The organism is Streptomyces qinglanensis, assembly GCF_900111245.1.
GTDB lineage: Bacteria > Actinomycetota > Actinomycetes > Streptomycetales > Streptomycetaceae > Streptomyces > Streptomyces qinglanensis.
Genome location: NZ_FOGO01000011.1, coordinates 162,375 through 189,100 on the forward strand (window position 1 = coordinate 162,375; position 26,726 = coordinate 189,100).

The window sequence follows — 26,726 nt, forward strand, 5'->3', positions numbered from 1 at the left end:
CGGCCGATCCGTGAACCACTCTGCACCCCGGCACTGACAATCGCTCTGACCTGCACCTTCGCCCGCTCGACGGGGGGTTGTCAGTGGCGCCGCCTACCGTCTTCGGCATGGGTGGACAGGCGGTCCGCTGGACGGCGGAGCAGGTAAGGGCGCTGGCGCCTGACGACGCGTCACGTCGCGCGGGAAGCAAACTCTCGGCACCCGGGCCGTGGACGGAGGCCGGGTGGGGCAACGGCGCGCTCTGGGGGCAGTGCAAGGGCAGTGGAAGCAAGCCGTACCAGACGGTGGTGGATCTCGACGGCGGCCAGGGGCCCGGGTACCGGTGCTCCTGCCCCAGCAGGAAGTTCCCGTGCAAGCACGCGCTCGGTCTGCTCCTGCTGTGGGCGGGCGGCGAGGCGGTGGTCGCGGAGGGGGGCGATCCGCCGGAGTGGGCCGACGGCTGGCTCGGCGACCGCAGGCGGCGTGCGGAGCGGAAGGCCGCACGCGGCCCGGCCGGTGCGCCGGAGGGGACGAACGCCGGGCAGGCGGCGGCAGGCACGGGGAACGGTGCGGACGAGCGGGCACGGGCCGAGGCCGCGCACCGCCGCGCGGCGCAGCGCGCCGAGCGGATCACGGCCGGTACCCAGGAGCTGGAGCAGCGGCTGGCCGACCTGCTGCGCGGCGGACTGGCGGGCGCGGAGCAGCGGGGGTACGCGCCGTGGGAGGAGATGGCGGCCCGGATGGTCGACGCCCAGGCTCCGGGCCTGGCGGCCCGGATACGCGAGTTGGGTGCGATACCCGGCTCCGGCGAGGGGTGGCCAGGACGGCTGCTGGCCGAGTGCGCGCTGCTCCACCTGCTGGCCGTCGGCTGGCGGCGGGCCGCGGAGCTGCCCGCGCCGCTGGCCGACACCGTCCGCACCCGGGTGGGTCTGACCTTGGAGGCGGCCGACCTGCTTTCGGACAAGCAGGCGCTGGTCCGGGACAAGTGGCTGGTCCTGGCCCAGCGGGACGCCGACGAGGGGCGCCTGACAGTCCGCCGCGTGTGGCTGTACGGCCGGTCGGCAGGACGGCACGCCCTGCTGCTCTCCTACGGCGCGGGCGGCCGCGCTCCGGAGCTGGCGCTGCCGGTGGGTGCGGCATTGGACGCGGAGCTGGCCTACTACCCGGGCTCCGGTTCGCTGCGGGCCGCCCTCGGCCCGCGGTACGGCGCACCGCTGCCGGGCTTCCAACCCCCGGGCACAGGCGTCCGGGAGGCGCTGGAGGGCTATGCGCGGATGCTCCGGGAGGATCCATGGGCCGAGGGCCGGCCGTGCGTGCTGGAGCGCGTGGTGCCCGTGCCGCCCTCCGACGCCGGCACGGCGGGCGGCACGGCGGGGGCGAGCCGCGGCGGTGCCGGGCCGGGTGCCGCCGGTTGGCACCTTGCCGCGGCCGACGAGGAGGTCGCACTGCCGGTGGCGCCGGGCACCGGTGCGGCGGCCCTGTGGCGACTGCTCGCGCTCTCCGCGGAGGGTCCGGTCACGGTCTTCGGTGAGTGCGGCCACCGCGGCTTCGCCCCGCACACGGCCTGGCACCAGGGCCGGGTCGTCCCGCTGTGAGGGAGGGACAGGCATGCCTCGGTCGGAGCGGCGCAGGGGCCGCCCGGCCGGGGCGGAACGGGACCCGCGTGGTCGGTGCAGTGCCGGGACCCGCGTGGTCGGTGCAGTGCCGGGATCCGCGTGGTCGGTGCAGTGCGGATCAGGACCGTCCGGTCGGAGCGGAGCGGGGCCACCCGGTCGGGGAGGGGAGCAGGGCCGCAAGGCCGGAGCGGAGCCGGGGCTCCGGGTCGGGATGGGCGGCGAACGGCAGGCGGACGAGCGGCAGGCGCGACGGGAGGGGCGGACATGACGGTCGGCACAGGGACGGGACGGCACCCCCGCGAGGCGCAGCCGTCGAACGGCGGCGCCCGCGAGGAACAGGAGGACCACGGGCACGTGGAGTACCGGGAGGATCGGGAGAAGCGGGGGAACCACGAGGAGCGGGAAGACCGGGGGAACCGCAAGGAGCGGGAGGAGCAGGAGGGCTGGGGGGAGTTGGTGGCCGCGGCGCTGCTGGGAGCCGAGCGGCGGCGGCCGCCGGGCGGGAGCGTGACGGCGCTGCTGGACGCCGCGGCCACCGAGACGGTACGCCGCCGGGCCGGTGCGCGTCCCGCCGTTCCCGGGCAGCGGCCCGCGCACGCGCCGGCGGACGGGCGGCCACCGCTGCCCGGCGCGGCCGAACGGCGGCTGGCGGCGCTGCTCGCGGATCGGGCACCGGGCGGAGCGGGGGCGGCGTCCGGGCGGCGCGGTGCGGGTCCGGATCTGGGCGAACTGCTGCCGCAGTGGCTGGCGGAGGCGAATGCCCACGGCTACCGGGCGCCGACCGCCCTGCTGCCCGCCCTGCTGGACGCGGCACGGGCCCGTACCGACCTGCGGGCCGAGACGCTGGCGTTCGCCGGTCCGCGAGCGCTGTGGCTGGCCCGGTACAACGCGGACTGGAAGTTCGCGCTGCGCGACGGTGTCCGCCGCCGGGCACCGGACGGCCGGCCGGACGAGACCGAAAAGGTCTGGCAGGAGGGCCTGTTCGCCGAGCGGGTCGCGTTGCTCACGGCCGTTCGCAGGCGCGATCCGGACGCCGCGACGGCGCTGCTCGCCTCCACCTGGCAGACCGAACGGGCCGAGGACCGGCTGATGTTCCTGGACTCGCTGCGCGAGGGACTCCGTCTCTCGGACGAGCCTTTTCTGGAGCGCGCGCTGGCCGATCGCAGCCGAACCGTACGGGCGACGGCGGCCGAGCTGCTGACGGCGCTGCCCGGCTCCGCGCTGGCTGCCCGGATGGCGGACCGCGCCCGCGGCTGCGTGACCCCGGACCGGACGGGTGGCAGCGGCGGCATCGCGGTGACGGCTCCGAGCGCGTGCGATGCGGATATGCAGCGCGACGGGATCGCGCCCAAGCCCCCGTCGGGCCGGGGCGAACGGGCCTGGTGGCTGGGCCAACTGGTGGAGGCGGCCCCGCTGGAGGTGTGGGGCGAGCAGTTGGGCGGGGCGACTCCGGCCGAGATCATCGCGCTGCCGGTCGCCGACGGGTGGCGGGACGATCTGCACGCGGCGTGGTGCGGTGCCGCCGTGCGGCAGCGGAACGCCCCGTGGGCGCGTGCCCTCATCGGTGAGCCGACCGATCCGTTCGCCGAAGGGCCCGGCGATCCGGCCAAGCTGCTGTCGGTGCTGCCAGAGGAGGAGCGCGGTGCGTGGGCCGCGCGGTTCGTGGCGGCGCACGGGCTGTCGGAAGCCTTCCGGGTGCTGGGGATGTGCGGGGTGCCGTGGCCGCTGCCGCTGGGGCGGGCGGTGGTGGACGCGCTGGAGATCGCCCGGGACGCGGGCAGCTACCCGTGGAGCTTCAGCGGGGTGATGGGGCTGGCCGAGCGCTGTCTGGACCCGTCGGACACCGAGCGGCTGGCGCCGCTCGCCGCGGTGCCCGACGAGAAGGAAGGGGAGTCCCCAGGTGCGGGCGCGTACTGGGCGGAGTCCTTCCAGCGGCTCCTGGCCACCCTGCGGCTGCGTTCCGTGATGCTCGCGGAGCTGCGGAACGAGGTGCCGGACAGCGGGCCGGAACTGCCCGCGCCGAACGGCTGACGGAGATGTCCCCGGCGGTGGCCGGGTCTTCCCGGGATGCGCCGCCGCGGCTCCGAGGCCGCTGTCCCCGCGGCCGGGGGCCGGGGGCACCGGGGCCCGCGAGTACGGGGTCCCCGAGGTCCGGCGGTCCCAGGCCGAGCGGCCCGGGAGCCCGGCGGTCCCAGGGTCGGGTGGGGATCTCGGAGGCCGGGTGCGGGGGCGCAGGTCCCGATGGGCCGACTGCCGATTCCGGGGGCCGCCCCTCCGGTCGGACGGCGAGCGGCGGGCGGCGGGCGGCCAGGGGCCGCCGGTGGTCTCAGGCTGCGACCGGGCCCACGTGGGTGCGGATCCAGTCGACGACCTCGGTGGTGCTGGCGCCCGGGGTGAAGATCTCGGCGACACCCTGCTCCTTGAGCAGCGGAATGTCGTCCTCGGGGATGATGCCGCCGCCGAACACCTTGATGTCGGTGGCGTCCCGCTCGCGCAGCAACTCCAGTACGCGGGCGAACAGCGTGTTGTGCGCGCCGGAGAGGATGGAGAGGCCGATGGCGTTCGCGTCCTCCTGGATGGCGGTGTCCACGACCTGCTCCGGTGTCTGGTGCAGCCCGGTGTAGATGACCTCCATACCGGCGTCGCGCAGAGCCCGGGCGATGACCTTGGCACCGCGGTCATGGCCGTCGAGTCCCGGCTTGGCGACCACCACGCGGATCGGACCCGTCACATCCATCACTGCCTCCCTCAAGGACGACCTCCAGGCCGGAACGGGCCCCGGGGTGTGAACGCACGTTATCTCCAGCATCCCGCACCCGTCCCGTTCCCCGCTCGCAAGGGAGGGGGAAATCACACACGGCCACCGGATCCCCCGGCTCCGGCCTCCCTCCGCTTGCTTCCAGGACGACCTCCTGACCCCGACCGCCCCCCTGCGTCCCGCAGCCGCCGTAGTCACCGGGGGCTGCACGGCGGATTGCGCACACCGCTCGGGAGCAGAATGCGCGGGCGCACTCCCGTCACGCGGAGCGCACCAGCTTCGCGCGCGGCCTCGACAGTTCCGCACGCGCCGGGCGCTCGGGGCTCCTGCACTCCCTGCTCCGCGCCGAGTGCGCCCCTGCCCCGTGCCTGTCCCGTGCCTGTCCCGCCCCTGCTCCGTGCCAACCCCGCCCCTGCTCCGTGCCTGTCCTGCCCCTGCCTCGTCGTTCGCCGCGGGAGACCACCGGCCGACGAGTCCGAGCGGGCGACAGGCATACGCGGCAGCACACCAGGTCCCGGCTCCGTCGACGCGCCGCCCACGCCGCATCCGCATCAGCGGCGCCGCACCGGCCGGTGGCCCCCAGGCCAGAGACTCCAGAGCACGACGCCTCCTCGCCCCACCGCACCCTCTGCCCGAAGGGGCTGCACGCTCTGGCCGAAGAGTCGGGCCGAGGTTCCGACCGAAGTTCCGACCGAGGTTCCGACCGAGGTTCCGACCGAAGACCGGAAACGAGCGGCGCGGTTTCTCGGATCAAGGGTGTTCGGGGGCGATGACGGCGGTGTCGGTCATGTGGCGCTGCCGGTGGATTACGGTGTCTCCGCCCGGTTCCGGGGTGAGTTGGAGGCAGGGGCGCACCGGTGGCGATGATCGTCAGATCGGGCACCGGGACGACGGATGGGGCCGTCCGAGCGGCTCACTCTTTCGAACGAATTTCGAACTCAGCCTCCGCGGCCGGTCCGTAGTCCGCCGAAACACGGCCGATTGCCCTTTTCCTGCGCCGCCAAAACCTGCCGAAGATTGTGGCCGTCGCATACCCCCGGGTACAGTCGCCCGCATTGCTCCGCCCCTGTCGCCGAGGCGAAAGAGAAGTTGGTGGTGAACGACCGTCATCCGTCGGGAGTCCCGAATCCCGACGACCCCGGTTCCGGCTTCTCGTACGGCACTTACGGCGTGGACCACGGACAGTCCGCGTATGGCGCCTATCCGCAGGAGAGCTACCAGGCCGGTCCGCACGACGCGTACTCCGCCGGTACCTACGCGCCTCCCGGTGACTCCTACCCGGGCGGGTCGTACCCCTCCTACGGCGACGATCCGCTCTTCGGCACCCTCCCGGGCAACGACACCGGCAGCGCCGCGACCGGCTCCTGGGACACCACCGCTTGGGGCACCGGGAACTACCAGCCCGACGCGATGACGGGGCCGGACGGTTCCGTCGGCGCTGCTGCCGCCCCGGGTTTCGGCCAAGGGCACCCGGTCCCGGGCGACGGCACCGGCCAGTGGACCTTCGGCGTGCAGGAGACAGGGAACTGGGAGACGACCTCCTGGGGCACCGGCGGCTGGGAGGCCGCAGCGCCGCAGTCCGGTGACTGGACGACCGACGGCCGGGGCATGGCGTTCGGCCACGACGGCCGGCCCGGCTACGACGGCCATGCCGGGTATGACGGCCGGCCCGCACACGGGGGCGCCGCATACGACGGATTCGAGCACGCGGCGTACGACACGCCCCAGGCTTACGACGCGCACGCCGGGTTCGGCGGCTACGACCAGCCGCAGGGCGACCAGGGCGGCTACGGCGTCCCCGGCGGCCACCTCGCGCAGGACGGCTACCACCAGGACGGCTACCACCAGGGCGGCTACGAAGATCACGACGCCTTCCGCAGCGCGGAGGCCGATTACGGGAACGGGACCGCACAGTTCGGTTTCGACCCCGGTCATGCCCCCGCTGGAGAGCATCCTGAGCAGGGGCAGGAAGTCACTGCCCAGTGGAACTTCTCCGTGCTGGCGCAGGACGAGGCCGCACAGGGCGAGCACGAGCAGGCCGATGCCCTCGGCTACGAACCGCTGCACGAGCACGGGCTCGACTCCGCTGAGCCCGACTTCCTCGTGGAGTCGGCGTCGGAGGACGTACGGGATGTTCGCCACGACGCCCCCGCCGCGCTCGGCGGCGGCGGTGGCTCGCACGGGCGCGGGCGGCGACGCTCTCCCAAGCCCCGCCGCCGGGCGCTGATGACCGTGGCGGTTCCGTCCGTCGCCGTCATGGGCGTCGCGGGCGCGGCGGCCGCGAGCGTGATGGGCGACGACGGCAAGGACAAGGACAGCACCACCACCGTCGCGGCCCCGGACGCCTCCCCCGTGAAGCCTTCGAACGTCAACAGCAAGCTGGACACCCAGCTCCAGGGCCTCTCCGCGGACGCCGACGACTTCGCCGACCGCGCCAGCCGCACCCAGGAGCGCATCGACCTCAAGCAGCGCCAGGAAGCGGAGAAGGAGCGCAAGGCGAAGGAGGCGGCGCGCAAGGAGGCACTGCGCCCCAAGTTCGTCATTCCCGTCAAGAACCACACGCTCAGCGCGCGCTACGGCCAGGCAGGCGTCAACTGGATGTCGATCCACACCGGGATCGACTTCCCCGTCAGCTACGGCACGCCCGTGATGGCCGCGACCGACGGCACCGTTTCCACGAAGCACAGCGTGGCGTACGGGAACATGGCCATCGTGACCGCGAAGGACGGCACCCAGACCTGGTACTGCCACCTGAGCAGCAACAAGCTCCGCTCCGGCTCGGTCAAGGCGGGCGATGTGATCGCCTACTCCGGCAACTCCGGCAACTCCACGGGACCGCATCTGCACTTCGAGGTCCGTCCCGGTGGCGGCTCGGCGGTGGACCCGATCCCGTGGCTGCAGAGCAAGGGCCTCAGCATCAGCTGAGAATCCGCCCCCGGGCCCCGAGCCCCGGGCCCGGCACCGGCACCAGGCGTGACTCCCGGGGGGTGTGACCCCCCGGGGCATGGCCCGGCGCCCGGACCGTACGGTCCGGGCGCGAACGCGTCGGCGCTCTCGCCTTACAGCTTCTCCACGGGCGCGTAGCGCAGCAGCAGCCGCTTGGGCTTCTCCCCGCCGAAGTCGATCGTCGCCTCGGCGTTGTCTCCGCTTCCCTTGACCGACTGCACCGTGCCGAGCCCGAAGCTGTCGTGGGTGACACGGTCGCCGATCTGGAGGGCGACCACCGGACGGTCCCCGGCCCGCCGGGTCGCGAACCCGGAGGGACCGCCCCGGCGGGCGGCGGCCCCGCTGGTCGAGGAGAGGGTCACCCCGATCCCGGCACCCGTCGCCGCACCCGTCCCGCTCGCGCCCAGGCCGCCGCCCCCGCTGCCGGTGCGCTTCCAGTCGAGGTACTCGGTGGGGATCTCCTCCAGGAAGCGGGAGGGCGGGTTGTAGGAGGGCTGACCCCATGCGCTGCGCATCCCGGCCCGGGTGAGGTACAGCCGCTCCTGGGCGCGGGTGATGCCGACGTAGGCGAGCCGGCGCTCCTCCTCCAGTTCCTTGGCCTGGCCGAGGGCCCGCATGTGCGGGAAGACGCCGTCCTCCATGCCGGTCAGGAAGACCACGGGGAACTCGAGGCCCTTGGCCGTGTGCAGGGTCATGAGCGTCACGACGCCCTCGTCGTCGCCCTCCTCCGGGATCTGGTCGGAGTCGGCGACCAGGGCGACCCGCTCCAGGAAGTCGGCGAGAGTGCCCGGCGACTCGTCCTCGCCCCGCTCCTGCTCGAACTCCAGCGCGACAGCGGCGAGTTCCTGAAGGTTCTCGATGCGGGTCTCGTCCTGCGGGTCGGTGGAGGACTGGAGCTCGGCGAGGTAGCCCGTCTGCTCCAGCACCGCCTCCAGGACCGTGGCCGGACCGGCGCCGGACTCCACGACCGTGCGCAGCTCCTCCATCAGCGTGTTGAACCGCTTGACGGCGTTGAGGGAGCGCGCGGCCATGCCGTACGCCTCCTCGACCCGGGCGAGCGCCTGCGGGAACGTGATCTTCTCGCGCAGCGCCAGCGCCTCGATCATGGCCTCGGCGCGCTCACCGATACCGCGCTTGGGCACGTTGAGGATGCGGCGCAGCGGCACCGCGTCCTCCGGGTTGGCCAGCACCCGCAGATACGCCAGTATGTCGCGGACCTCGCGGCGCTCGTAGAACCGGACTCCGCCGACGACCTTGTAGGGCAGGCCCACCCGGATGAAGACTTCTTCGAAGACGCGGGACTGGGCGTTGGTGCGGTAGAAGACGGCGATGTCGCCGGGACGGACCCGGGGCGCGCCGTCGTCGCCACCGCCGTCGCCACCGTCGGTGCTGTCGGCACCGGGGCGTCCCGCCGTGCCGGGGCCGTCGGTCTCCCCGTCGCTGAGCCGGTCGATCTCCTCGGCGACGAACTGGGCCTCGTCGTGCTCGGTGTCGGCGACATAGCCGGTGATGCGCGGGCCGGAGCCCGCCCGGGTCCAGAGATTCTTGGGGCGGCGGTCCGCGTTGCGCTCGATGACCGCGTTGGCGGCGCTGAGGATCGTCTGCGTGGAGCGGTAGTTCTGCTCCAGCAGGATCGTGGTCGCGTCCGGGTAGTCCTCCTCGAACTGGAGGATGTTGCGGATGGTGGCCCCGCGGAAGGCGTAGATGGACTGGTCGGCGTCGCCCACGACGCACAGCTCGGCCTGCTCCTCGGCCGGGCCGACCAGCTCGCGCACCAGTTGGTACTGCGCGTGGTTGGTGTCCTGGTACTCGTCGACCAGGACGTGCCGGAAGCGGCGCCGGTAGTGCTCGGCCACGTCGGGGAACGCCTGGAGCAGATGGACCGTGGTCATGATCAGGTCGTCGAAGTCCAGCGCGTTGGCCTCGCGCAGCCGCGCCTGGTACATCGTGTACGCCTCGGCGAGGGTCTTCTCGAATCCGTCGGCGGCCCGGCCCGCGAAGTCCTCCTCGTCGACCAGTTCGTTCTTGAGGTTGGAGACCTTGGCGCTGAACGCCTTGGGCGGGAAGCGCTTGGGATCCAGGTCCAGATCGCGGCAGACCAGGGCCATCAGGCGCTTGGAGTCGGCCGCGTCGTAGATCGAGAACGAGGAGGTGAAGCCGAGCTTCTTGCTCTCGCGGCGCAGGATGCGCACACACGCGCTGTGGAAGGTGGAGACCCACATGGACTGCGCGCGCGGCCCCACCAGCTCGGCGACGCGCTCCTTCATCTCGCCGGCCGCCTTGTTGGTGAAGGTGATGGCGAGGATCTGCCCGGGGTGCACATTGCGGGCGCCCAGCAGGTGGGCGATGCGGTGGGTGAGCACCCGCGTCTTGCCCGATCCCGCTCCGGCGACGATGAGCAGCGGGGAGCCCGCGTGCAGCACGGCCTCGCGCTGCTGCTCGTTCATCCCCTCCAGCAGCGCGGCGGGGTCGATGACCGACCGGGGAGCGCCGTCGCGGTGGTAGGCGTCACGCGCGGCGGCTCCGCGGGCGCCGCCCGCGAAGGTGCCCGCGAAGAGATCGTCCGGGATCTCCTCGGCGGGGCCCGGGGCCCCGTTCTCCTCGGGGTCGGGCGGCGGCGCCGCGTCCGCCTCGGGTGCCGCGCCGTCGAGGTCCGCCAGGAAGCTGTCGTCGAAAAGGCTGCTCATCGTCGTCCGAGTCTAGGCCGCCGCGCCGACACTCCGGAGCCCTGTGGAAAACCAGGGCCCTCCGCACTCTCCGCTGGCCTTCTTGCCGCCGGGGGGTGCCCGCTCAGACCCAGAGCACGGCGATGAAGATGTTCGCCGTCGTCAGCAGGCCGACCGAGCCGAAGAGCGGGGCACTCAGCCGCTCCTCGTCGCGCTTGACGTAGGTGACTCCGAGGATCACCACGAGCAGCGCCAGCTTGAGTCCGATCTTGACGTTGTTCACCGCGCCGCCGTCCGCCTGATGGAGTCCGACCAGCGCCACGCCGGTGATCAGCATGGTCAGCGCCCCGTGCAGCATGCTGGGGCTGATCCGGGCCCCGCCGCTGCCGATCGCCTTCATCTGGGCGAGGAAGCCGCCCAGGAGCGCGGCTATGCCGATGATGTGCAGGCCGACGAAGATATTGATCAGTACGTCCATGGCCGCGAGCGTATCCGGGTGTTTTCGGGCCCTTTAGCACGCCCCCGGCTTCCTCGCGGGCACTCGCACCCGGACGGTCAGGACCGCGCATATGCCCCCGGCTTCGAGTCGACAGTCGACGCGATCAGGGCAGTATGTGGACGAAACGGCTCACTTGCGGTCATCCCCGTGCCTCTTCGATCCCCTTCCGCATAGCGTCCTCGTCACGTGGCCGCGCCCCGCCGGTCGGCGCGGCCACTCCAGAAGCAGGAGCAGGTGCGATGCGCCCGGCGCCGCCCGCGGGGAACGTGCCCGGCACCGCCGCACGCCCCGCGGACGTGCGCAGCCCGCGCCCGCAGGACACGTCAGCACCAGTGAGGAAGTGACGGCCGCCATGGCCTCGCACCGCAAGCCCGCCCGCCGCTCCTTCGCCGTGTTCGCCGCGCCCGCGGTCCGGACCGCCCTCACCCTCGTCCTCGCGGGCGCCGCGGGGGCCACCTCCTTCCAGGGCTCCGGCTCGGCGCAGCCGCGGACCCCGCAGCCGGACACGACCCGCGTGAAGGCGAGGGTCGACCGGCTGCACCGGGAGGCCGAGCGGGCGACCGAGGCGTACAACGGCGCCCGGGAGAAAGCGGGGAGCGCGCGGACCCGGCTGGAGACCCTGCGGGACGAGGCGGCCCGCCGGCAGCAGAAGCTGAACGCCTCCCGGCGGACACTCGGCTCCTACGCGGCGGCGCAGTACCGCGACGGCAGCGGCGTCGATCCCGCGCTGCGCCTCGTGCTCACCTCCGCCCCCGAGGACTATCTGGAGCGCGCGGCGGCCACCGAGCGCGCCGGGGACCGGCAGGCAGCGGCCGTGCAGCGCGCCGCGCACCGCAGTCAGCGGCTCGCGCAACTGCGGGAGGAGGCGGCAGGCGTCTCCGCGGAGCTGGCGGAGGCGGCCGAGCGGACCAGCCGCCACAAGCGCACGGTCCGCACCAAGCTCCAGCAGGCGCAGCGGCTGCTCGGAGAGCTCACCGCCGAGCAGCGCGCAGCCGTGCTCGACGAGCCGGCCCCCGCGGCCCGCACCCGGCCGCACCGGCCGTCCCGGAAGGCGGAAGCGGCCCGCGGCGGCGGCCCGGCAGCGCACCCGGTTCCGGAGGAGACGCCCGGACCGGCGCCGGTCGGCCGCGCCGCGCGAGCGGTCGGCTTCGCCCGCAGCGCGCTGGGCAAGCCGTACGTGTGGGGCGGCACGGGCCCGGCCGGATACGACTGCTCCGGTCTGACGCAGGCCGCCTGGCGGGCCGCAGGCGTCTCGCTGCCGCGCACCACCTACAGTCAGATCCACGCTGGCAGGCGGGTGCCACGCGGCGACCTCACCCCCGGTGACCTGGTGTTCTTCTACGACAGCGTCAGCCACGTCGGGCTGTATGTCGGCGGCGGCCGCATGATCCACGCGCCGCGGCCCGGCACCGCGGTGCGCGTCGCTCCGATCGATCAGATGCCCTACGCCGGAGCGGTGCGCCCCGCGTGACCGCTCCGGCAGCGCGCGCTCAGTCCCCCTCCGCTTCCCCGGACCCGACCCCGGACCCGACCCGGGACCCGACCCCGGCCCCGGACCCGACCCCGGACCCGGCTTCCGGCCCCCGCGGCGCCGGGCTGTTCCGGTGGGGTGCGGGAACGGGAGCGGCACGGGTCTGGCCAGTTCCGGCGCGGGGGGCTAGCTTCCGTGGCTGCCCGGGTGTGCACGCAGCCGCAACGCAGCCGAACGGAGGGACCCATGTCCGAGTCCGCCGTCCCAGCCCCTCACCCACCGCCTCCGGTACCGGTCGGACAACTGCACCTGGCCGTGCCGCCCGAGCACGCGTCGACCGCGGAAGCACGCTCCTACCGCAAGCAGCGGTTGGCGGCGGCGCTGCGGCTGTTCGGCAGGATGGGGTTCGAGGACGGGGTCTCCGGCCACATCACGGTGCGGGACCCGGAGTTCACCGACTGCTGCTGGGTGAACCCCTTCGGTGTCCCGTTCGGCCATGTGACGGCCGGCGATCTGCTCCTCGTCGACCAGGAGGGCCGGGTGCGGGAGGGCGGCCGCCACGTCAACCAGGCGGCATTCGCGGTTCACTCTCAGGTGCAAGACGCGCGACCGGATGTGGTGGCCGTCGTCCACAGCCATACGACGTACGGGCGGGCGTTCGCAGCGCTCGGGGAGCCGCTCGAACCACTCACCCAGGAGGCGTGCGCGTTCTACGAGGACCACGCGCTCCTGGACGGGTGGACCGGTGTAGGTGTGGACGCCGGGGACGGAGCGCGGATCGCCGCGGCTCTGGGCCCGCACAAGGCCGTCATCCTGCGCAGTCACGGCTTGTTGACGGTCGGGGACTCGGTGGACGCGGCGGCCTGGTGGTTCCTCCAACTGGAGCGCGCCTGCGAGATACAGCTCGCCGCGAAAGCGGCCGGGAAGCCCGTGCCCGTCGAGCACCGGAACGCCGTGGCGGCCCGCGAACAGCTCGGCAGCGACCTGGCCGCATGGCACAACTATCAACCTCTCTACGCGAGGATCACCCGGGACGAACCGGACCTGCTGAGCTGACATCGGCTCATGTAAGGCACAATCCCCTTCCAACCCACGGAAGTTGAGAGGCGGGGTTGCACAGTGGCCGTGGACACGGCGCAGGACGGTCCGGAGGGCCCGGGCGACGAGGACGGGCACGACGGCGGCGACGGCGGTGCACCGGGCACGAGTGCCGCCCGCGGCACAGGTCGGGCCTCCGACACGGGCTCCGCCCCGGGCGCCACCGGCTCCGCCGCGAGTACCGCTCCCGCGGCAGGCACCGGCCCGGCCACGGGCACCGGCCCGAGCACGAGGAAGAGCTCCGCGGCAGCACGGGACGCCGCAGCACGGGACCCCGCAGCACGGGACTCCGCCGCGGGCAGGGGCAGCACCGGCAGGGCCGGCGCCGCGGCACAGGGGACCGCGCCGGACCGGGGTACCTCGACCGGGCCGGGCGGCGCCACCGGCAGGGGCTCCCCCACCACGACCGGCCCCGCGGCAGCTTCAGGCGCCGCACCCGGAGCAGTCGGGACGACCGGTAGCACCGGGACGCCAGGCAGGGCCGGGGCGCCAGGCACGGCCAGAGCGCCAGGCAGCACGGCCAGGACAGCGGCGACAACAGGCACAGCAGGCACAGCAGGCACAACAGGAGCAGCCGGGACGACGGGGACGACCGGGACGACCGGAGGAGCCACGGGTACGGCCGGGGCCACGGGGAGGACCGGGACCACAGGTACGACCGGCGGGACCACAGGTACGACCGGCGGAGCCACAGGCACGACCCGAGCCACAGGCACGGCCGGGGCCACAGGCACGCCCCGAGCCACAGGCACGGCCGGGGCCACAGGCACGACCCGAGCCACAGGCACGGCCGGGGCCACAGGCACGACCCGAGCCACAGGCGCGGCCGGGTCCACGGGAAGGGCCGGGTCGACGGGGGCGGCCAGCGCGGCCTCCGCCCCCGGCGCGGGCCGCGTGCCCGGCGCACGCTCCGCCACGCCCTCTTCCCAGCGCGCCCCGCGCTCTCCGGAGGAAACGACCGCACGGATTCCACCGATGCCGACCCCGTCTCCGTCCTCGCCTCCATCGCCGCCCTCGCCTCCGCCGCTTCCCTCGACCCCACCGTTCACCCCCTCCCGTCCCGCCGACGGCGACAGCGGTAGCACCGGCGGCAGCGTCGGCAGCGGAAACGGCGGAAACGGCAGCGGCGGCGACAGCGGCGGCCGGGCGACCTGCCAGTGCGACAACTGCCCGCACAGCGCCCGCCAGAGTTACCGCAAGGCGCTGGCCGCCTTTCGGCAGCGCCGGGACGAGCTGGCGGCGGGCCTGGGCGTCCCGGTGGGGCTGGCGCACTCGGCGGGGGCCTCACGCCAGTGGGTGTCCGACGAGTTGACCGGAGCGGCGCGGGCGCTGGCCGACCGGAGCCGCGAGGAGGGCGAGGCGTGGGTGGCGCGGCTGTGGCGGCGCACCGTGGGCACCGTCTGGGCCGCCGCCGGGTTGCTGCTGCTGGTGCAGTTGCTGACCGCGCTGGCGGGCGGCTGGTCGACGGGCCGCACCGCGGGGCTGGTGGCGGCCGGTGTCTCGGCGGTGGGGCTGTCCGTCGCCGCCTGGCTGCACCGGTCGCGGGGCGGGGTGCTGGCGCCGGTCATCGGCGAGGACAACCGGCTGTCCACGTCCCGCACGGTGGCCGCCTGCTGGGTGCTGCTGTCCGTCTTCGCCGTGCTGGTGCTGGCCGTCGAGCTGGCTGCGGCGCCCACCCCGGAGGCCCGCCGCGCACTGCTCACCGGGCTGGATCTCTCCCGCGGCGCGGGGGTGGTCACCGTACTCGCGCTCACCTGTGCGGTCGCGGTCGTCGTGCGCCGCACGGTGGCGGTGCGGGTGCAGGGCAGGCGGCTGCAGAAGGTGCGCGCCGACCGTCCGCACGCCGCCGATCTGCTGACCGACGACGCGGGCCGGGGCGCCTTCTCGGACGTGCAGTACATGCTCATCAACGGGGTCGCGGTGGTCTTCGCCGCGGTCCGGCTGTCCCGCCAGCCCGAACGGCTGCCCGACCTGCCCTGGGGGCTGGCGCTGCTGGTCGTCGTCTCGGCTGCGACGTATCTGGCCGGGAAGTACGCGGAGGGCGGCCGCCCCGTGGTGCTCTCGGTGGTGCGGGCCCGGGAGATGGGCGACCTGCACTCGCCCATCCGCACCGGCGACGACATCGAGATCCGGGGTGCGGGCTTCGTCCCGCCGGGCGCCACCGCTGCCGACCGGCTGGCCCGGGTGGTGGTCCGGATCGGCGCCGTCCATGTGCACGCTCCGCTGATCCCGGTGCCCGGCGGTTTCGCGGGCCCTGCGGACACCGTGCTGAACGTCCCGGTACCGGCCGAGGTCGAACCGGGCCGGGTGGAGGTCCAAGTGGTCACGGCTGCGGGCGCGGAGACCAACCGCTACCCGATCGACGTCGTCGAGTGACCGGCCCGGCGGCGCCGCACGGCAGGTCTCCCGGAGGGGTCGCCGGGCACTTGCCAGCCGGGTAGGCCCTGGGTGAAGAATCGCCTCCGCACGCGAACACGGCTGCGAGAGGCGGGAGGGACGCATGTCTGTGACGGGGCCGACGGGTGGCCAGGGGCCAACGGGTGGCCGTGGGACGGCGGGTGGCAGTGGGGCGGCGAGTGGCCGCGGGGCAGCGGGTGGCCGCGGGGCAGCGGGTGGCCGGGCGGACGAGGGACCCAGGGCCGTCAGCGGCTACCCGGGGCCGGTCGCGGGAGGACCGGTGGGCGCGCGCGGTCTCGCCGCCCGCCACGCGCTGCTCCCGCTGCGGCTCTTCCTCGGCATCACGTTCCTCTACGCGGGCGTCGACAAGCTGACCGACCCCGACTTCCTCACCGGTTCCGGTCCCGGTTCGTTCGCCGCCACACTGACGGCCGTGCACGACTCCGCGGCGGCCACCTGGATGGTCGAGCTGGCGCAGCAGAGCCCGCAGGGGTTCGGTACGGCCATCGGCGCCGGGGAGGTGGCCATCGGGCTGGGCACCCTGTGCGGACTGTGGGCCCGTGTGGCGGCCGCGGGCGGGGCGCTGCTCTCCTTCTGCCTGTGGATGACGGTGAGCTGGTCCAGCGAGCCGTACTACTACGGCAACGACCTGCCGTATCTGATGGCATGGCTGCCGCTGCTGATGGCGGGGGCACCGATGTTCTCGCTCGACTCGCTGCTGGCGGTACGCAAGCGCCGCAAGGGGCAGCAGATCTTCGGCTGACAGTTCCGCGGCCGACAACGGCTGACAGTTCCTCGGCCGACAGCTCTTCCGCTGACGGCAGCGGGCCGCCTCGGCCCGCGGTGGCCGGGACGCAGCGGCCGGAAGTGGCCGGGACGCAGTGGCAGGAGCGGAGCCGGAAGAGGTGGCGTGACGGGTGCTGCCCCGTCGTCCCCCGCCGGTCCGTCCCGTCACGCCCCCCGTGCGCCGTATCCGCCGGGCTCACGTCCGCCGGGACCGAGCCCACCAGGACCGGGCCCACCGGGACCAGGCCCACCAGGACCAGGCCCACCGGGACCGGGCCCGCCGCGCTCGGGCCCGCCGTGTTCGCGGTGCTCCCTGCGGCGGGCGACCGAGCGGCGGGCCAGGAACGTCGCCAGCGCGGTCAGTCCCGCCAGCACCAGTGCGCCGGGCACGACCACCAGCAGCAGCCAGAACGGGATGTCCACCTCTCCCGCGGAGTCCAGCAGGTAGAGCACCGCGACAGCGATCATGGCCAACCCGAGCAGCAGCCGGGACGGTTCGAAGCGGTGCCTCATCGGATCCCTCCCGTCATGGACGTGTCCGCGCCGCGGAGCTGCCGTGCCCCGCCGGAATCCGGGCCGGGACCGTCCCCGGTGCGGGGCCCGGCGCCGAGTGCGGCGCTCTGCCGGGTACCGCCGCCCGACGACGGCCCGGTGTCGGACCGCTCGCCCGAGGGCAGCGCCCGGACGACCTCGACGCGCCCCGCGCCGGCGCTCAGCTTCACCACGATGGTGCCCCCCGGCTTCGCGCCGTCGAACGGGCGCAGGGTCAGCTTCCGGTTCGTCCCCAGACCGCCGGCCCGGTCGTGGACGACGTCTCCGTCGGCGTTCAGCGCGCGGGGGAAGCTCATCTCCCCCATACCGACGTCCGCGCGCACCTCGACCACCGCGTTCGCCGGTACGACGACCTTGATCTCGCCCGCGCCGACCCGCGCACCGGTGCGCAGCGTCTGGCCCGCCTTCAGGCCCGTGCCGCTCAGGTCCAGTTCGCCGGTGCCGGAGCCGAGTTCGTATCGCGGCCGGACTTCCGCAACGGAGGTGGGCATCCAGTGCGTCTCGCGGACGTGCGTCGCGATGTCGTCGGGCAGCGCCGAAGCGCCCGCCAGCAGCCCCGCCGTCAGCACGACGCAGACGAGGGTGCCCGGTCCGGTGCGGCCGACGAACGCGCTGAGCGCCAGGCCGAGGCCGAAGACCGCCAACGCGCAGCTCAGACCGACGACGAGGGTCGTGCCGAGCGGATGGGTCTCCCACGCCGCTGCGGTGCCGATCCCGCCCGCCAGCAGTGCGAGGAGCAGGGTGAACCCGCCCAGCGAACCCCGCGCGCCCCGGCGTGCGGGCGGCATCCCGCCGGTGCCGGCGCCCCGCGCCGGGACCCTGGGCGGTCCCCAGGGGTTTCCGTAGGAGGCGGACGATGTCGCGGCGGGGAGGGCGCCCTCCGGCCCCCACAGATAGCCGGTCGCCCCGCCCGGCTGCCACGGTGCGGGACCGGCGCCCTTGGTGGCTCCGGCCTCCTTGGTGAGCGGCTCCCGCCACCAGGAGGCGGGCCCCGCGACCGGCGGTGCCTGCGCCTCCGGCGGCGCGTCGGCGACAGCGTGCGCCGTCGCCGGATCGATCTGCGCCCCCTCGGCTCCGGCGGCCTCGGCCTGCCTGCGGTGCTGCGACCAGTACGCCGCACCGGCCACGGCCCCCACCAGCAGCAGTGAGAAGGGCACACTGCGGTTGCCGATCGAGGCGAGAAAGAGGCCGCAGCCGACGAGCGCGACCAGGACCGCCGAGAGCGAACTGCCCTCCACCCGGCCGGACAGCAGCCGCCGCCCCTCGTTCTGGGTCTCCCCCTCGGCGGGGATCAGCAGCCAGGCGAACCCGTAGAAGACGAATCCCAGTCCCCCGACGACGGACAGCACCACCAGCGGCACCCGGAAGATCACCGGATCGAGGTCGAAGTACCGGCCGAGCCCGCCGCACACGCCGCCCGCGACCTTGTGCGTACGGCTGCGCCGCGGCCTGCCGGAGCGCGGCTCGGGCACCGGATTGTGCGCCCCCCAGGAGGCGCCGCCCGCCTTCGCGGTCCCGGGGGCCGCACCCTTCCCCGCGGTCCCGTGGCCCGCACCCGCGCCCGAGCCTCCGCCCGCACCCGAGCCTTCGCCCGCACCAGCACCAGCGCCCGCACCCGAGCCTCCGCCCGCCGCGCGCCCCTGCTGCCCGGCGTCTGTCCGGTCCGCACCTTCCCGCCCGGCACCCCCGCCGGAAGCGGACGCAGGCCCCTCCCGGTCCGCGCCGGAAGCGGAGGCACGGCCCTCCCGGTCGGCACCGGCGGCGGGCTCCGCCGGGTGCTGCTCCTCCTCGCTCATGGCCCTATGGTCGCGCCCCGCGCACCGGCGGGCATCGGGGGCCTACCCGGACACCTCCCTGAGATCCGGAACCGGAACCCGGGACGGTGTCCGGGACGGCTCAGGGCGAAACCCTGATGTCCGGCCGCGCGGCCCGTGTGACGATCGGTGCATGACAGCGCCCGCCTCGCCCGCCTCCGAGGCGGCCCCGCAGGGACCCCGACCCGCGTCCTCGGAGCCGCCGACCGAAGATCCGCCGCTGCGCAAGCTCTACCGCAGCGCGGAGGGCCGGATGCTGGGCGGGGTGGCCCGCGGCCTCGCGGGGCACCTGGGGCTGCCCGTCTCCTGGGTGCGCATCGTCTTCGTGGCGCTCAGCGTGGCCAACGGCCTCGGGGTGCTGCTGTACGCGGCGTTCTGGTTCGTGGTGCCGCTCGGTACCGGCGGAGTCGGCAGCGGGCACCGGATCGGCGCGGGCGGACTGTCGGAGGTCGTCACCGACCGGGACGGGCTGCGCCGCCGCTTCCTCCGCAAGCCGGAGAAGGGGCAGATCGTCGCCGTGCTGGCGCTGATCACCACCGTGGTCGTCATGGCGGACAACCTCCAGTTCGGCGCCGCCAACACCTATCTGTGGCCGGTCGTACTGATCGGTGCGGGCGTTGCCCTGGTGTGGCGGCAGGCCGACAACTCCCGCCGGGCGCACTGGGCGGAGGTCGGCCGCCGCACCCGGCTGCTGCCGGTCGCCCGCAGTGCGGCGGGGGTCGCGCTGGTGGCCGTCGGCGTGACCGGCATCGTCGTCGTACAGGGTTCGGTCAGCCATCTGGGGGCTGTGCTCCAGGCCGCGCTCGCGGTACTGGTCGGCATCGCCCTGATGGCGGGCCCCTACCTGGTACGGATGATGCAGGACCTGTCCGAGGAACGGCTGATGCGCATTCGCGCGCAGGAGCGGGCCGAGGTGGCCGCGCACGTCCACGACTCGGTGCTGCACACCCTGACCCTGATCCAGCGCAACGCCGAGAAGCCGCGCGAGGTGGCCCGGCTCGCCCGCGCCCAGGAGCGGGAGCTGCGCGCCTGGCTGTACCGGTCGGCCGACGGGTCGGGCGCCGCGGCCGAGGAGGAGGACGAGCCCGTGACCCTCGCCGAGGGGGTCAAGGCCGCGGCCGCCGAGGTCGAGGATCACCACGGGGTGCCCGTGGAGGTGGTCTGCGTCGGCGACTGCCCCCTGGACGAGGCGCTGGGTGCCCAGCTCCAAGCCGCGCGCGAGGCGATGGTCAACGCCGCCAAGTACGGTGGCGAGGGCGGGGCCGTACAGGTCTTCGCCGAGGTGGAGGGGCGTACCGTCTTCATCTCCGTGCGGGACCGCGGGCCGGGCTTCGACCCGGACGCCGTGCCGGAGGACAGGATGGGCGTACGCGAGTCCATCATCGGCCGGATGCGGCGCAACGGCGGCACGGCGCGGCTGCGGACCGCACCGGGCGAGGGGACAGAGGTCGAACTGGAGATGGAGAGGGCGGCGGAGTCGTGACGGACGGACCAGGCGAGGCGGCAGTGCCCGAGACGGCGGCACCGGAGACGGCGGCCCAGAGCGGGCAACAGGCCGGGCAGCCGAGCGGTGGCGCGGACGAGGGCCGCCGGGTGCGGGTCGTCCTGGTGGACGACCACCGGATGTTCCGCGCGGGCGTGCAGGCGGAGATCGGCCGCACCGACGAGACGGGGGTGGACGTGGTCGGCGAGGCCGGCGACGTCGACCAGGCGATGACCGTCATCGAGGCGACCCGCCCCGACGTCGTCCTCCTCGACGTCCACCTCCCGGGCGGCGGCGGGGTCGAGGTGCTGCGCCGCAGTGCCCCGCTGATGGGCGACACCGAGCAGCCGGTGCGTTTCCTGGCGCTGTCGGTCTCGGACGCCGCCGAGGACGTCATCGGCGTCATCCGCGGCGGCGCGCGCGGCTACGTCACCAAGACGATCACCGGCGACGACCTGGTCGGCGCGATCTTCCGCGTCTCGGACGGCGACGCGGTCTTCTCCCCGCGCCTGGCCGGCTTCGTCCTGGACGCCTTCGCCTCCACCGACGCGCCGCCGGTCGACGAGGACATGGACCGGCTCACCCAGCGCGAACGCGAGGTCCTGCGCCTCATCGCACGCGGCTACGCCTACAAGGAAGTCGCCAAGCAGCTCTTCATCTCCGTCAAGACAGTCGAGTCCCACGTCTCGGCAGTGCTGCGCAAGCTCCAGCTCTCCAACCGCCACGAACTGACCCGCTGGGCGACGGCACGACGGCTGGTGTGAACCCCGGGGCGCCGTTGCGGAGCGCCAGACCAGGCCGCGGACCCGCGCGCGGGCGTCCGCCTCGCGGGACCTTGATCGCGCCGTGGGTCTGTGCGCGGAGAGGGGCCCATACTGCTGGGGTTCCGCGTGACCGCCTTCCGGTCGTCGCTGCGTGACGGGCAGGAGCCGGCCTTCGTTCGATGCAGCCGGCCCCTCGGAGTCCACAGTGGCCGTATGAGCCGCACCTCCCGCGGCACCGTCACCGCGCGAGAAGCGAGCTCGCGAGAGCGGGGAGCCCGCGCGCTCGTGTGCGGCACGCGGGCTCCCGTCGCGGTGCTGGTGCCTCGGTCAGCCGGTGGCCTCGGAGACGGTGAGCAGCACAGGTGTGCGCACCTGGACCTGCCGTAGCGACTCCAGGACGATCTCGGCGATCCAGGCTGCGGCGTCGACAGACCACTCCGGGGCCCGGCACTGAAAGGCCAGGGCCGGGCACATGCCACTGGTGAACACGTTCTCCGACAGTGCTGCCAGGGCCACGCCTGGAGCGTCCACAGCGTGCCGGCTGGGGGCGGCCTCGAAGAACATCCTGTGCTGTGCGTTCTGGGCTGCGGCGGACAAGACGGCATCGGCCGCCGCCGTCAGGTCGCCGGGCCCTCTCGCGGAGACGGTCACGGTGACCTGTTCGCGCGCGTCCGGGTCGGAGAGCGCGAACCAGTCCGCCGCGTTCACCAGGTCGAATCGGCTGTCGGTGGCCAGGTGCATGGGAGCGACCAGATGAACGCCCGTCAGTTGCAGTCGGCCGACGCGGTCCAACCCGTCCTTCAGAACGGTCAGGGCAGGCTGGAGGGGCAGGCGCTGTCCGCGTAGCTGCTCGACCTGGGCCTGCAACCAGGCGACCTCACGCACCTGCTCGTCCTGGGTCCAGTCACCGCCCGCATCGTTGTGCCACCAGCGCAGCCCGTCCATCTCCTGGCCCTCGCCGAGGCTCATCGAGGTCCACCCGTAGGTCTCGGCCCGCTTGAAGGCGAGGCTGAAGGTGTCCTCGACCTGGTCGCCGTCCTCGTCGACGTTGACGGCGTCGATCCACGGATGCTTGCGCAGGATGCCATGGACACCGACGAACATCGTCGGGTCACGGTCGCTCATGCCGTACTCCTCCTCCGCCTACAGCCCACAGCGGATGCGCTTGGTCTTGGTGATCAGCTTCTCCGGAGTGTCACCCACACCGAGGATGTCGACGTCCACCAGGCTGCGGAATGAGTGCCGCTTGCTGGGCTTATGGCACCTCTTGCGCGCGACCGCCACCTTTCCGCTTCCCCCACCGGACTTGACGATCTTGGGATTCTTCTTCTGCCCGGAGCCGCCCGGCCGGGCAATCGTCTTCCATCCCTTCTTGGTGTGAACCTGGATCCACACCTTCACCTTGGCCCTGGTGCCCGAACCGCTGTACTTCTTCCAGCCGCCGTGAGCGGACAGCTCCCTGGGAGGTGTCTTCGAGACGTGTACGGGGTCTCCGAGAGTGCGGAACCGTCCGACCCCGACGGTCCCTGCCGGGGAGTTGGTATCGGTGGTTGAGCTCGTGCCAGTGGTGTCGGCTGCTGCCGGAGCAGCCGAGCCCCCGAGGATCAGAAGTGCCGCAGCGACCGATGTGCCTATCACGCGTCGCAAGTTCCCCCCTGCGAATGTGTTCGAACGGTGAACATCGGCAACTGTGCTGCAGTCAGCTTAGGCACGTCAAGTGAATAAATCAGCACCGAAAGTAACCATCATCGGTAGGGCACCCCCTGCCATCCCTCGTCGCGCACCGCCTGCCTCAGCGACCCCTACTCGTCGCCCCGGACACCCGGCATGCACCGGTCGCAGGAATCGGAGTGGTACTCACAGGCCCTCCTCCCGGAGATTCCACCGGCATCGACCGTCGTTCTTCACCCGTCCCGCCGCCCAGTGGAAACTCCTGCAGCGCCTCACAGCGATGCGAACAAGCCCCATGGAGAAGGATGTTGTGGTGGCAGGAGCTGCAGGTGGCACCTCCCGGAACGCCGCACACCTCGTCGGAGCGTTCGCGAAAGCGGCGGAGCCACAGGGGAAACGCCTTCAGAAAGGCGAGATCGTCCCGCCTTCCCTTGAAAGCCGCGCACTCGCTCCATGATGACTGTGTCAATCCAGAAAGATCTGCGGCCACAGCCAAATGCGCTTACCAAGCAGCTCCATACCTCTGGCAGGGCGGAGCTTGACCGGAAGCGTCAGTTCAGCCGATGACCACAAGCGCATTGTGCAGCAGACCGCCGCACGCCTACTGGTATTTCGCCAGCGCCTTGTTCAAACTGGCGAACTCCTTCGACGGAGTAAGCTTAGGAATCTGCATCAACCCTGAGACGAATTTCGCATTCCGCTTCATACACCCAGGGATATCCTCCTCTTCAATTCGCCAAGACTCCTCCTCCAGGTCAAACTGGAAGTAATCGTTCGTTCCATGATCAACGACTGCGAGTGGGCCGATCTTCAACTTCTTCCCTTTGTCGTGCTCCAGGGTGATATCCAGAATCCCGATCCATGGATTCAGAGGGAGATCTGGACCTGTAGTGATGGTGAATTTTTCGTACTTATTGGGAGGGACCTCGTGTGTCAATTCTCTTGAAATACTGGAAGGGGTCTTGTAGAAGCGCCCTCCAGGATATTCCAGTGGCTGATCGATTGTGAAGTCATAGGTTGCTTCGGTAGATAGCTCCCCCCCCCCCCGATTTGATGACACCCCTCCAAGTGGCCAGACTTCCGAAATGTCACAATCCCCTTGGAGATGAATGACGGGGCCTTGCCAAGATTGCTGGCCGTGATGTCAATGTGGACGCCTGCAATTTTGACCTTCTCGCCGGGCCCCTCGGCGGGCTTTTCCACAGCCTCAATTCCAGGCCGGATCTCTGCCGTAACCTTGGCAAGCTCCAGTTCGGCACGGGGTTTCGACTCCACGGCGCGGTTGTTCCCGTCGCCGCACTGGGACGCGCCGTTGCAGTTGTTGGTCTTCTGCGACGAGCACCCCGAGAGCGTTGCCAGGATGGATGCCATCACAACGACTGATACCTTGAGTGGCCTAGTCTCCATCGGGACGCGATCCATTCTCGCTTCGGTTGTTGCCGTCGCCACACTGGGAAGAACCGGAGCAGTTGTTGTTGGTCTCCTCCCTCGCTCCGGCGAGAAAGGTGGCGAGTGCGGTAATAACTGCAGCTACGATCGGTACAACGATCCATGCGATGACTTGCTTCCTGGTAAAACGGGCCACGGTGCCCCCTCGTATCCATCCGGTGGCAGGACTGCAGGGCACACTAAGCGCCTGTCCGAATTCGTTTTCATGAACTACCAGTTGAGGGCAAGAGATCGTTCAATCACTCGGCTTCCGCCCCGACCTGCGCGTACTGCGCCTTGACCTCTGCCGGTCCGCTTCGCGCTGCGCCTCTCGGGCGATCTCATCGACAGCATCCCGGACCAACGCTTCCAGGAATTCCACCTGCTCGCCAGGGATGTCATTTTCCCCACCCCCCTGCACCTCACGGTCCGAGAACAGATCGCTGTAATCCACAAACCGGGCTTCACTCAGCCATCCCTGCGTCAAACCGGAAACGGCATCCGCATGTCCGGCCCTACGCGCACCATCCGCCAGAGCCTCCAGCCAGGTGCGGCGCTCCCGCTCCGCATCCCGTAAGCCGCCGATACCATGAACAAAAAGCAGTTGAGTTCTTCCTGAGCTGCTCACCAAGCGCCCTTTGCTGCTTCCCTCGACCCGACACCACGAATCCCGGCGCTCGCGGGAAGGCAACTGCTGCACCCCCGTGCCGCGTTAGGACACCTCCCACGGTACTGCCGTACCCGCCGGTAGGCAGGGGCTTTGCAGTGAACCTCGCCCTTCCCCTGCATGGCTGGGTCAGGCCGCGCATTGCCAGGTCAAGAAAGTGCGTACGGCCGCGAGGGTCCGTCCGATACGACGGGGCGAGCGGCGCACTCGTCGTGCCGGCTACCAGGGGTCAGGCCGGTCCGGCGGTGCCGCACCCGCCGCCGGTGCCCCTGGGCTGCGGGCCGCTCCGGTGATCCGCCGGGGTCAGTGGCAGGTTCGGGCGAGGAAGGCCGACCAGGCGGCGGGCGGGACGGCGAGCTGGGGGCCGGTGGGGTTCTTGGAGTCCCGGACGTGGACGGTGTGCGGGCAGGCGGCCACCTCGACGCAGTTGCCGCCGTCGGTGTTGCTGTAGCTCGACTTGCGCCAGGAGACGGCGACCTCGACGCAGGCACCGCCGTCGTCGTTGCTGTAGCTGGACTTGAACCATGCCAGTTCAGTGCTCATAGCTCCTCCGCCAACTTGCTGATGAACCGCGCTGACTCGTCCGGGTTGAGAGCCTGCCGCAGGATCATTTCATGCCGCTGGATGAAGTTGCCTACCTTCTCCGGCTGTGAATAGAGCACGCCCATCTCCTGGCCCTCCTCGTAGGCAAGGTACTCGTGGTCCGGGGTCTTCAGGAGTGTGAAGGGACCTCGGAGTCCAGCGTGAACGCCTCGGTCAGTTGGCAGGACCTGAATGTTCACATGACGCGGCCGTCCTGTCTCGACCAGGCGCAGAAGCTGGTCACGCCATGAGTCGATGTCACCAACCTGCCGGCGCAGCGCAGCCTCTTCCATCACGAAGCTGAACGCCTTGGTCTGTCGTGACAGCAGGGCCTGTCGCTCCAATCGCCCCTTGATCCGTTCCTCGATCGTCTCGTCGTCCAGTGGAGGACAGTGGGCGGCCAGCAGAGCGCGGACGTACCCCGTGGTTTGCAGTAGCCCGGGTACGAACTGAGTCTCATAGCAGCAGAGCGCCACCGCGTCGCTCTCCGCGTGCATGAAGTCATGCGAGTACGACGGGAACGGCTCGGGTCGGAGGAACTCCACCGCAGCGGCCAGCTTCCCCTGTGCCCCGGACATCTCGTCGGCGATCCGCAGCACATGGGCCTGGGCCTTGCGTACGCCGCGTTCCATGCCCTTGATGGCGTCGTAGCCGTAGCCGGCCTCGTCCGCGAGGGCCTGTCGGGAGATGCCGGCTGCCTCGCGCCAGCGTTTCATCTGGTCTCCGGCGTAGCGCCACGCCATGGGGCGGTCGTCGCCGTTGCCGTTCCTGTTGCCGCCGTTGCCCGCCAACCGGCTCACCTCCTGAGCCAGTACGCCCGATGGCCGAGGAACACCTCGGGCACACTCACCGTCCGTACCTGTTCCGTTACTTCGCACCGTAGCCCGTGGCCAGCAGGCTTTGCCCCATGGAGAGCGAGATTCCCCCGGCGGGGGCCTTCGCGGTCGATGTGCGGACGGGCCGGGTCGGCCAAGTGATGGGCCGCGAGGGGCCTTACGTGCAGTTGCGGCCGCCCGGCGGCGGATGCGAGTGGGACGTGCCGCCGTACGCGGTGCGCCCGGCGCGGGTCAGTGAGGAGCTGCGCGCCCGGGTGACCGATCTCAACTGGCAGAGCAGGCTGCCGTGAGCGGCGGTCACCGGCCCCGGTCCGTCATCCGGTACGAGAACTGGGTGTTCGTGCCCGACCAGGAGCCGGACGCCGAGCCGATCATGTACGCGATGCAGTGTGCAGTCTGCGACGAGCAGTCCGCCGCGAGCATCGACTACACCGAGGGGCACGCATGGGCGCTGCGCCACTCCGGGCGCAACCCTTCCCATCACACGTACCGGGAACTGGTCACCCGGCCCTGGCGGTGCTGGATGCGCGGCTGGTGAGTCGGGCGGCCGAAGCGGCCCAACGGACAGCTCAGGGACGGGATTTACACTCCGCAACCGTCCGTCGCCAACTACCCACAGTCCGTGTACTCTGCCGCGTGTCAGCTCACCTCATGTGCCACACATGAGGCGGCCCCCGACGGTGTTAGCGCACCGGCCGAGGGCCTTCACCACC

At 72.2% G+C, this 26,726-nt stretch carries 23 protein-coding genes; 11 read left to right on the top strand and 12 right to left on the bottom strand.

The window, feature by feature from the left end:
• Positions 1-107 precede the first annotated feature (107 nt).
• Positions 108-1,574 (top strand): SWIM zinc finger family protein, encoded by a 1,467-nt coding sequence (locus BMX65_RS22325; RefSeq protein ID WP_075002138.1) that lies wholly within the window; start codon positions 108-110, stop codon positions 1,572-1,574.
• A 285-nt stretch (positions 1,575-1,859) separates the two neighbouring features.
• Positions 1,860-3,626, top strand: a complete 1,767-nt coding sequence (locus BMX65_RS22330; RefSeq protein WP_239502083.1) for a DUF5691 domain-containing protein — start codon at positions 1,860-1,862, stop codon at positions 3,624-3,626.
• Between the two features lie 295 nt (positions 3,627-3,921).
• Here the strand turns inward: BMX65_RS22330 and icmB are convergent, their stop codons facing one another.
• Positions 3,922-4,332, bottom strand: a complete 411-nt coding sequence (icmB, locus tag BMX65_RS22335; RefSeq protein ID WP_075002139.1) for a coenzyme B12-dependent isobutyryl CoA mutase small subunit — start codon at positions 4,330-4,332, stop codon at positions 3,922-3,924.
• Positions 4,333-5,448: 1,116 nt separating this feature from the next.
• On the opposite strand from icmB, the gene BMX65_RS22340 reads away from it, so the two are divergent.
• Entirely contained in the window at positions 5,449-7,278 is a 1,830-nt protein-coding gene (locus BMX65_RS22340) for a M23 family metallopeptidase (RefSeq protein ID WP_420856826.1), read from the top strand.
• Positions 7,279-7,412: 134 nt separating this feature from the next.
• Here the strand turns inward: BMX65_RS22340 and BMX65_RS22345 are convergent, their stop codons facing one another.
• The gene (locus tag BMX65_RS22345) at positions 7,413-9,986 is read right to left on the bottom strand and encodes an ATP-dependent DNA helicase (RefSeq protein WP_075002141.1); all 2,574 of its coding nucleotides are present in this window, start codon (positions 9,984-9,986) and stop codon (positions 7,413-7,415) included.
• 103 nt (positions 9,987-10,089) lie between these two features.
• The gene (locus BMX65_RS22350; RefSeq protein ID WP_075002142.1) at positions 10,090-10,443 is read right to left on the bottom strand and encodes a hypothetical protein; all 354 of its coding nucleotides are present in this window, start codon (positions 10,441-10,443) and stop codon (positions 10,090-10,092) included.
• A gap of 373 nt (positions 10,444-10,816) precedes the next feature.
• Here BMX65_RS22350 and BMX65_RS22355 point away from each other — a divergent pair, with 373 nt between their 5' ends.
• The 4 genes from BMX65_RS22355 to BMX65_RS22370 all read left to right on the top strand — a co-directional run bounded on the left by BMX65_RS22355 (position 10,817) and on the right by BMX65_RS22370 (position 16,193).
• Complete coding sequence (locus tag BMX65_RS22355) at positions 10,817-11,935, top strand: C40 family peptidase (protein WP_075002143.1); 1,119 nt, start codon at positions 10,817-10,819, stop codon at positions 11,933-11,935.
• A 246-nt stretch (positions 11,936-12,181) separates the two neighbouring features.
• Positions 12,182-12,991, top strand: coding sequence for a class II aldolase/adducin family protein (locus tag BMX65_RS22360; RefSeq protein WP_075002144.1), 810 nt, complete (start codon positions 12,182-12,184; stop codon positions 12,989-12,991).
• Positions 12,992-14,008: 1,017 nt separating this feature from the next.
• Positions 14,009-15,409: a hypothetical protein gene (locus BMX65_RS22365; protein ID WP_239502081.1), complete on the top strand. Its 1,401-nt coding sequence runs from the start codon at positions 14,009-14,011 to the stop codon at positions 15,407-15,409.
• Between the two features lie 301 nt (positions 15,410-15,710).
• Positions 15,711-16,193 carry a DoxX family protein gene (locus tag BMX65_RS22370; RefSeq protein WP_075002145.1) on the top strand — a complete coding sequence of 161 codons (483 nt, stop codon included), beginning with the start codon at positions 15,711-15,713 and terminating at the stop codon, positions 16,191-16,193.
• Between the two features lie 188 nt (positions 16,194-16,381).
• Here the strand turns inward: BMX65_RS22370 and BMX65_RS33670 are convergent, their stop codons facing one another.
• On the bottom strand, positions 16,382-16,729 hold the full coding sequence (locus BMX65_RS33670; RefSeq protein WP_239502124.1) for a hypothetical protein: 348 nt from the start codon (positions 16,727-16,729) through the stop codon (positions 16,382-16,384).
• On the bottom strand, positions 16,726-18,564 hold the full coding sequence (locus BMX65_RS22380) for a PspC domain-containing protein (protein ID WP_075002146.1): 1,839 nt from the start codon (positions 18,562-18,564) through the stop codon (positions 16,726-16,728). The genes BMX65_RS33670 and BMX65_RS22380 overlap by 4 nt, the downstream gene beginning before the upstream one ends.
• Before the next feature lie 151 nt (positions 18,565-18,715).
• Here BMX65_RS22380 and BMX65_RS22385 point away from each other — a divergent pair, with 151 nt between their 5' ends.
• Positions 18,716-20,065, top strand: coding sequence for a PspC domain-containing protein (locus tag BMX65_RS22385; protein WP_075002147.1), 1,350 nt, complete (start codon positions 18,716-18,718; stop codon positions 20,063-20,065).
• Between the two features lie 23 nt (positions 20,066-20,088).
• On the top strand, positions 20,089-20,829 hold the full coding sequence (locus BMX65_RS22390; protein WP_075002228.1) for a LuxR C-terminal-related transcriptional regulator: 741 nt from the start codon (positions 20,089-20,091) through the stop codon (positions 20,827-20,829).
• A 327-nt stretch (positions 20,830-21,156) separates the two neighbouring features.
• On the opposite strand, the gene BMX65_RS22395 is transcribed toward BMX65_RS22390, so the two are convergent.
• From BMX65_RS22395 to BMX65_RS22415, 7 genes are all read right to left on the bottom strand, one after another.
• The gene (locus BMX65_RS22395; protein ID WP_075002148.1) at positions 21,157-21,954 is read right to left on the bottom strand and encodes a hypothetical protein; all 798 of its coding nucleotides are present in this window, start codon (positions 21,952-21,954) and stop codon (positions 21,157-21,159) included.
• 18 nt (positions 21,955-21,972) lie between these two features.
• Positions 21,973-22,224 (bottom strand): hypothetical protein, encoded by a 252-nt coding sequence (locus BMX65_RS33675; RefSeq protein WP_239502080.1) that lies wholly within the window; start codon positions 22,222-22,224, stop codon positions 21,973-21,975.
• Between the two features lie 877 nt (positions 22,225-23,101).
• Positions 23,102-23,437, bottom strand: a complete 336-nt coding sequence (locus tag BMX65_RS32565) for a hypothetical protein (protein WP_143081879.1) — start codon at positions 23,435-23,437, stop codon at positions 23,102-23,104.
• Positions 23,434-23,907, bottom strand: a complete 474-nt coding sequence (locus tag BMX65_RS32570) for a hypothetical protein (protein WP_143081880.1) — start codon at positions 23,905-23,907, stop codon at positions 23,434-23,436. The genes BMX65_RS32565 and BMX65_RS32570 overlap by 4 nt, the downstream gene beginning before the upstream one ends.
• Before the next feature lie 277 nt (positions 23,908-24,184).
• Positions 24,185-24,556, bottom strand: a complete 372-nt coding sequence (locus BMX65_RS33005; RefSeq protein WP_177214318.1) for a hypothetical protein — start codon at positions 24,554-24,556, stop codon at positions 24,185-24,187.
• A gap of 342 nt (positions 24,557-24,898) precedes the next feature.
• The gene (locus tag BMX65_RS22410) at positions 24,899-25,138 is read right to left on the bottom strand and encodes a DUF397 domain-containing protein (RefSeq protein ID WP_075002150.1); all 240 of its coding nucleotides are present in this window, start codon (positions 25,136-25,138) and stop codon (positions 24,899-24,901) included.
• Positions 25,135-25,920, bottom strand: a complete 786-nt coding sequence (locus tag BMX65_RS22415; protein ID WP_075002151.1) for a helix-turn-helix domain-containing protein — start codon at positions 25,918-25,920, stop codon at positions 25,135-25,137. Before BMX65_RS22415 ends, BMX65_RS22410 begins: the two co-directional genes overlap by 4 nt.
• A 164-nt stretch (positions 25,921-26,084) precedes the next feature.
• Here BMX65_RS22415 and BMX65_RS22420 point away from each other — a divergent pair, with 164 nt between their 5' ends.
• Together BMX65_RS22420 and BMX65_RS22425 are read left to right on the top strand one after the other, a co-directional pair.
• Positions 26,085-26,303: a hypothetical protein gene (locus BMX65_RS22420; RefSeq protein WP_177214325.1), complete on the top strand. Its 219-nt coding sequence runs from the start codon at positions 26,085-26,087 to the stop codon at positions 26,301-26,303.
• The gene (locus BMX65_RS22425; protein ID WP_019354868.1) at positions 26,300-26,551 is read left to right on the top strand and encodes a DUF7848 domain-containing protein; all 252 of its coding nucleotides are present in this window, start codon (positions 26,300-26,302) and stop codon (positions 26,549-26,551) included. Before BMX65_RS22420 ends, BMX65_RS22425 begins: the two co-directional genes overlap by 4 nt.
• The last annotated feature ends 175 nt before the right edge of the window (positions 26,552-26,726 follow it).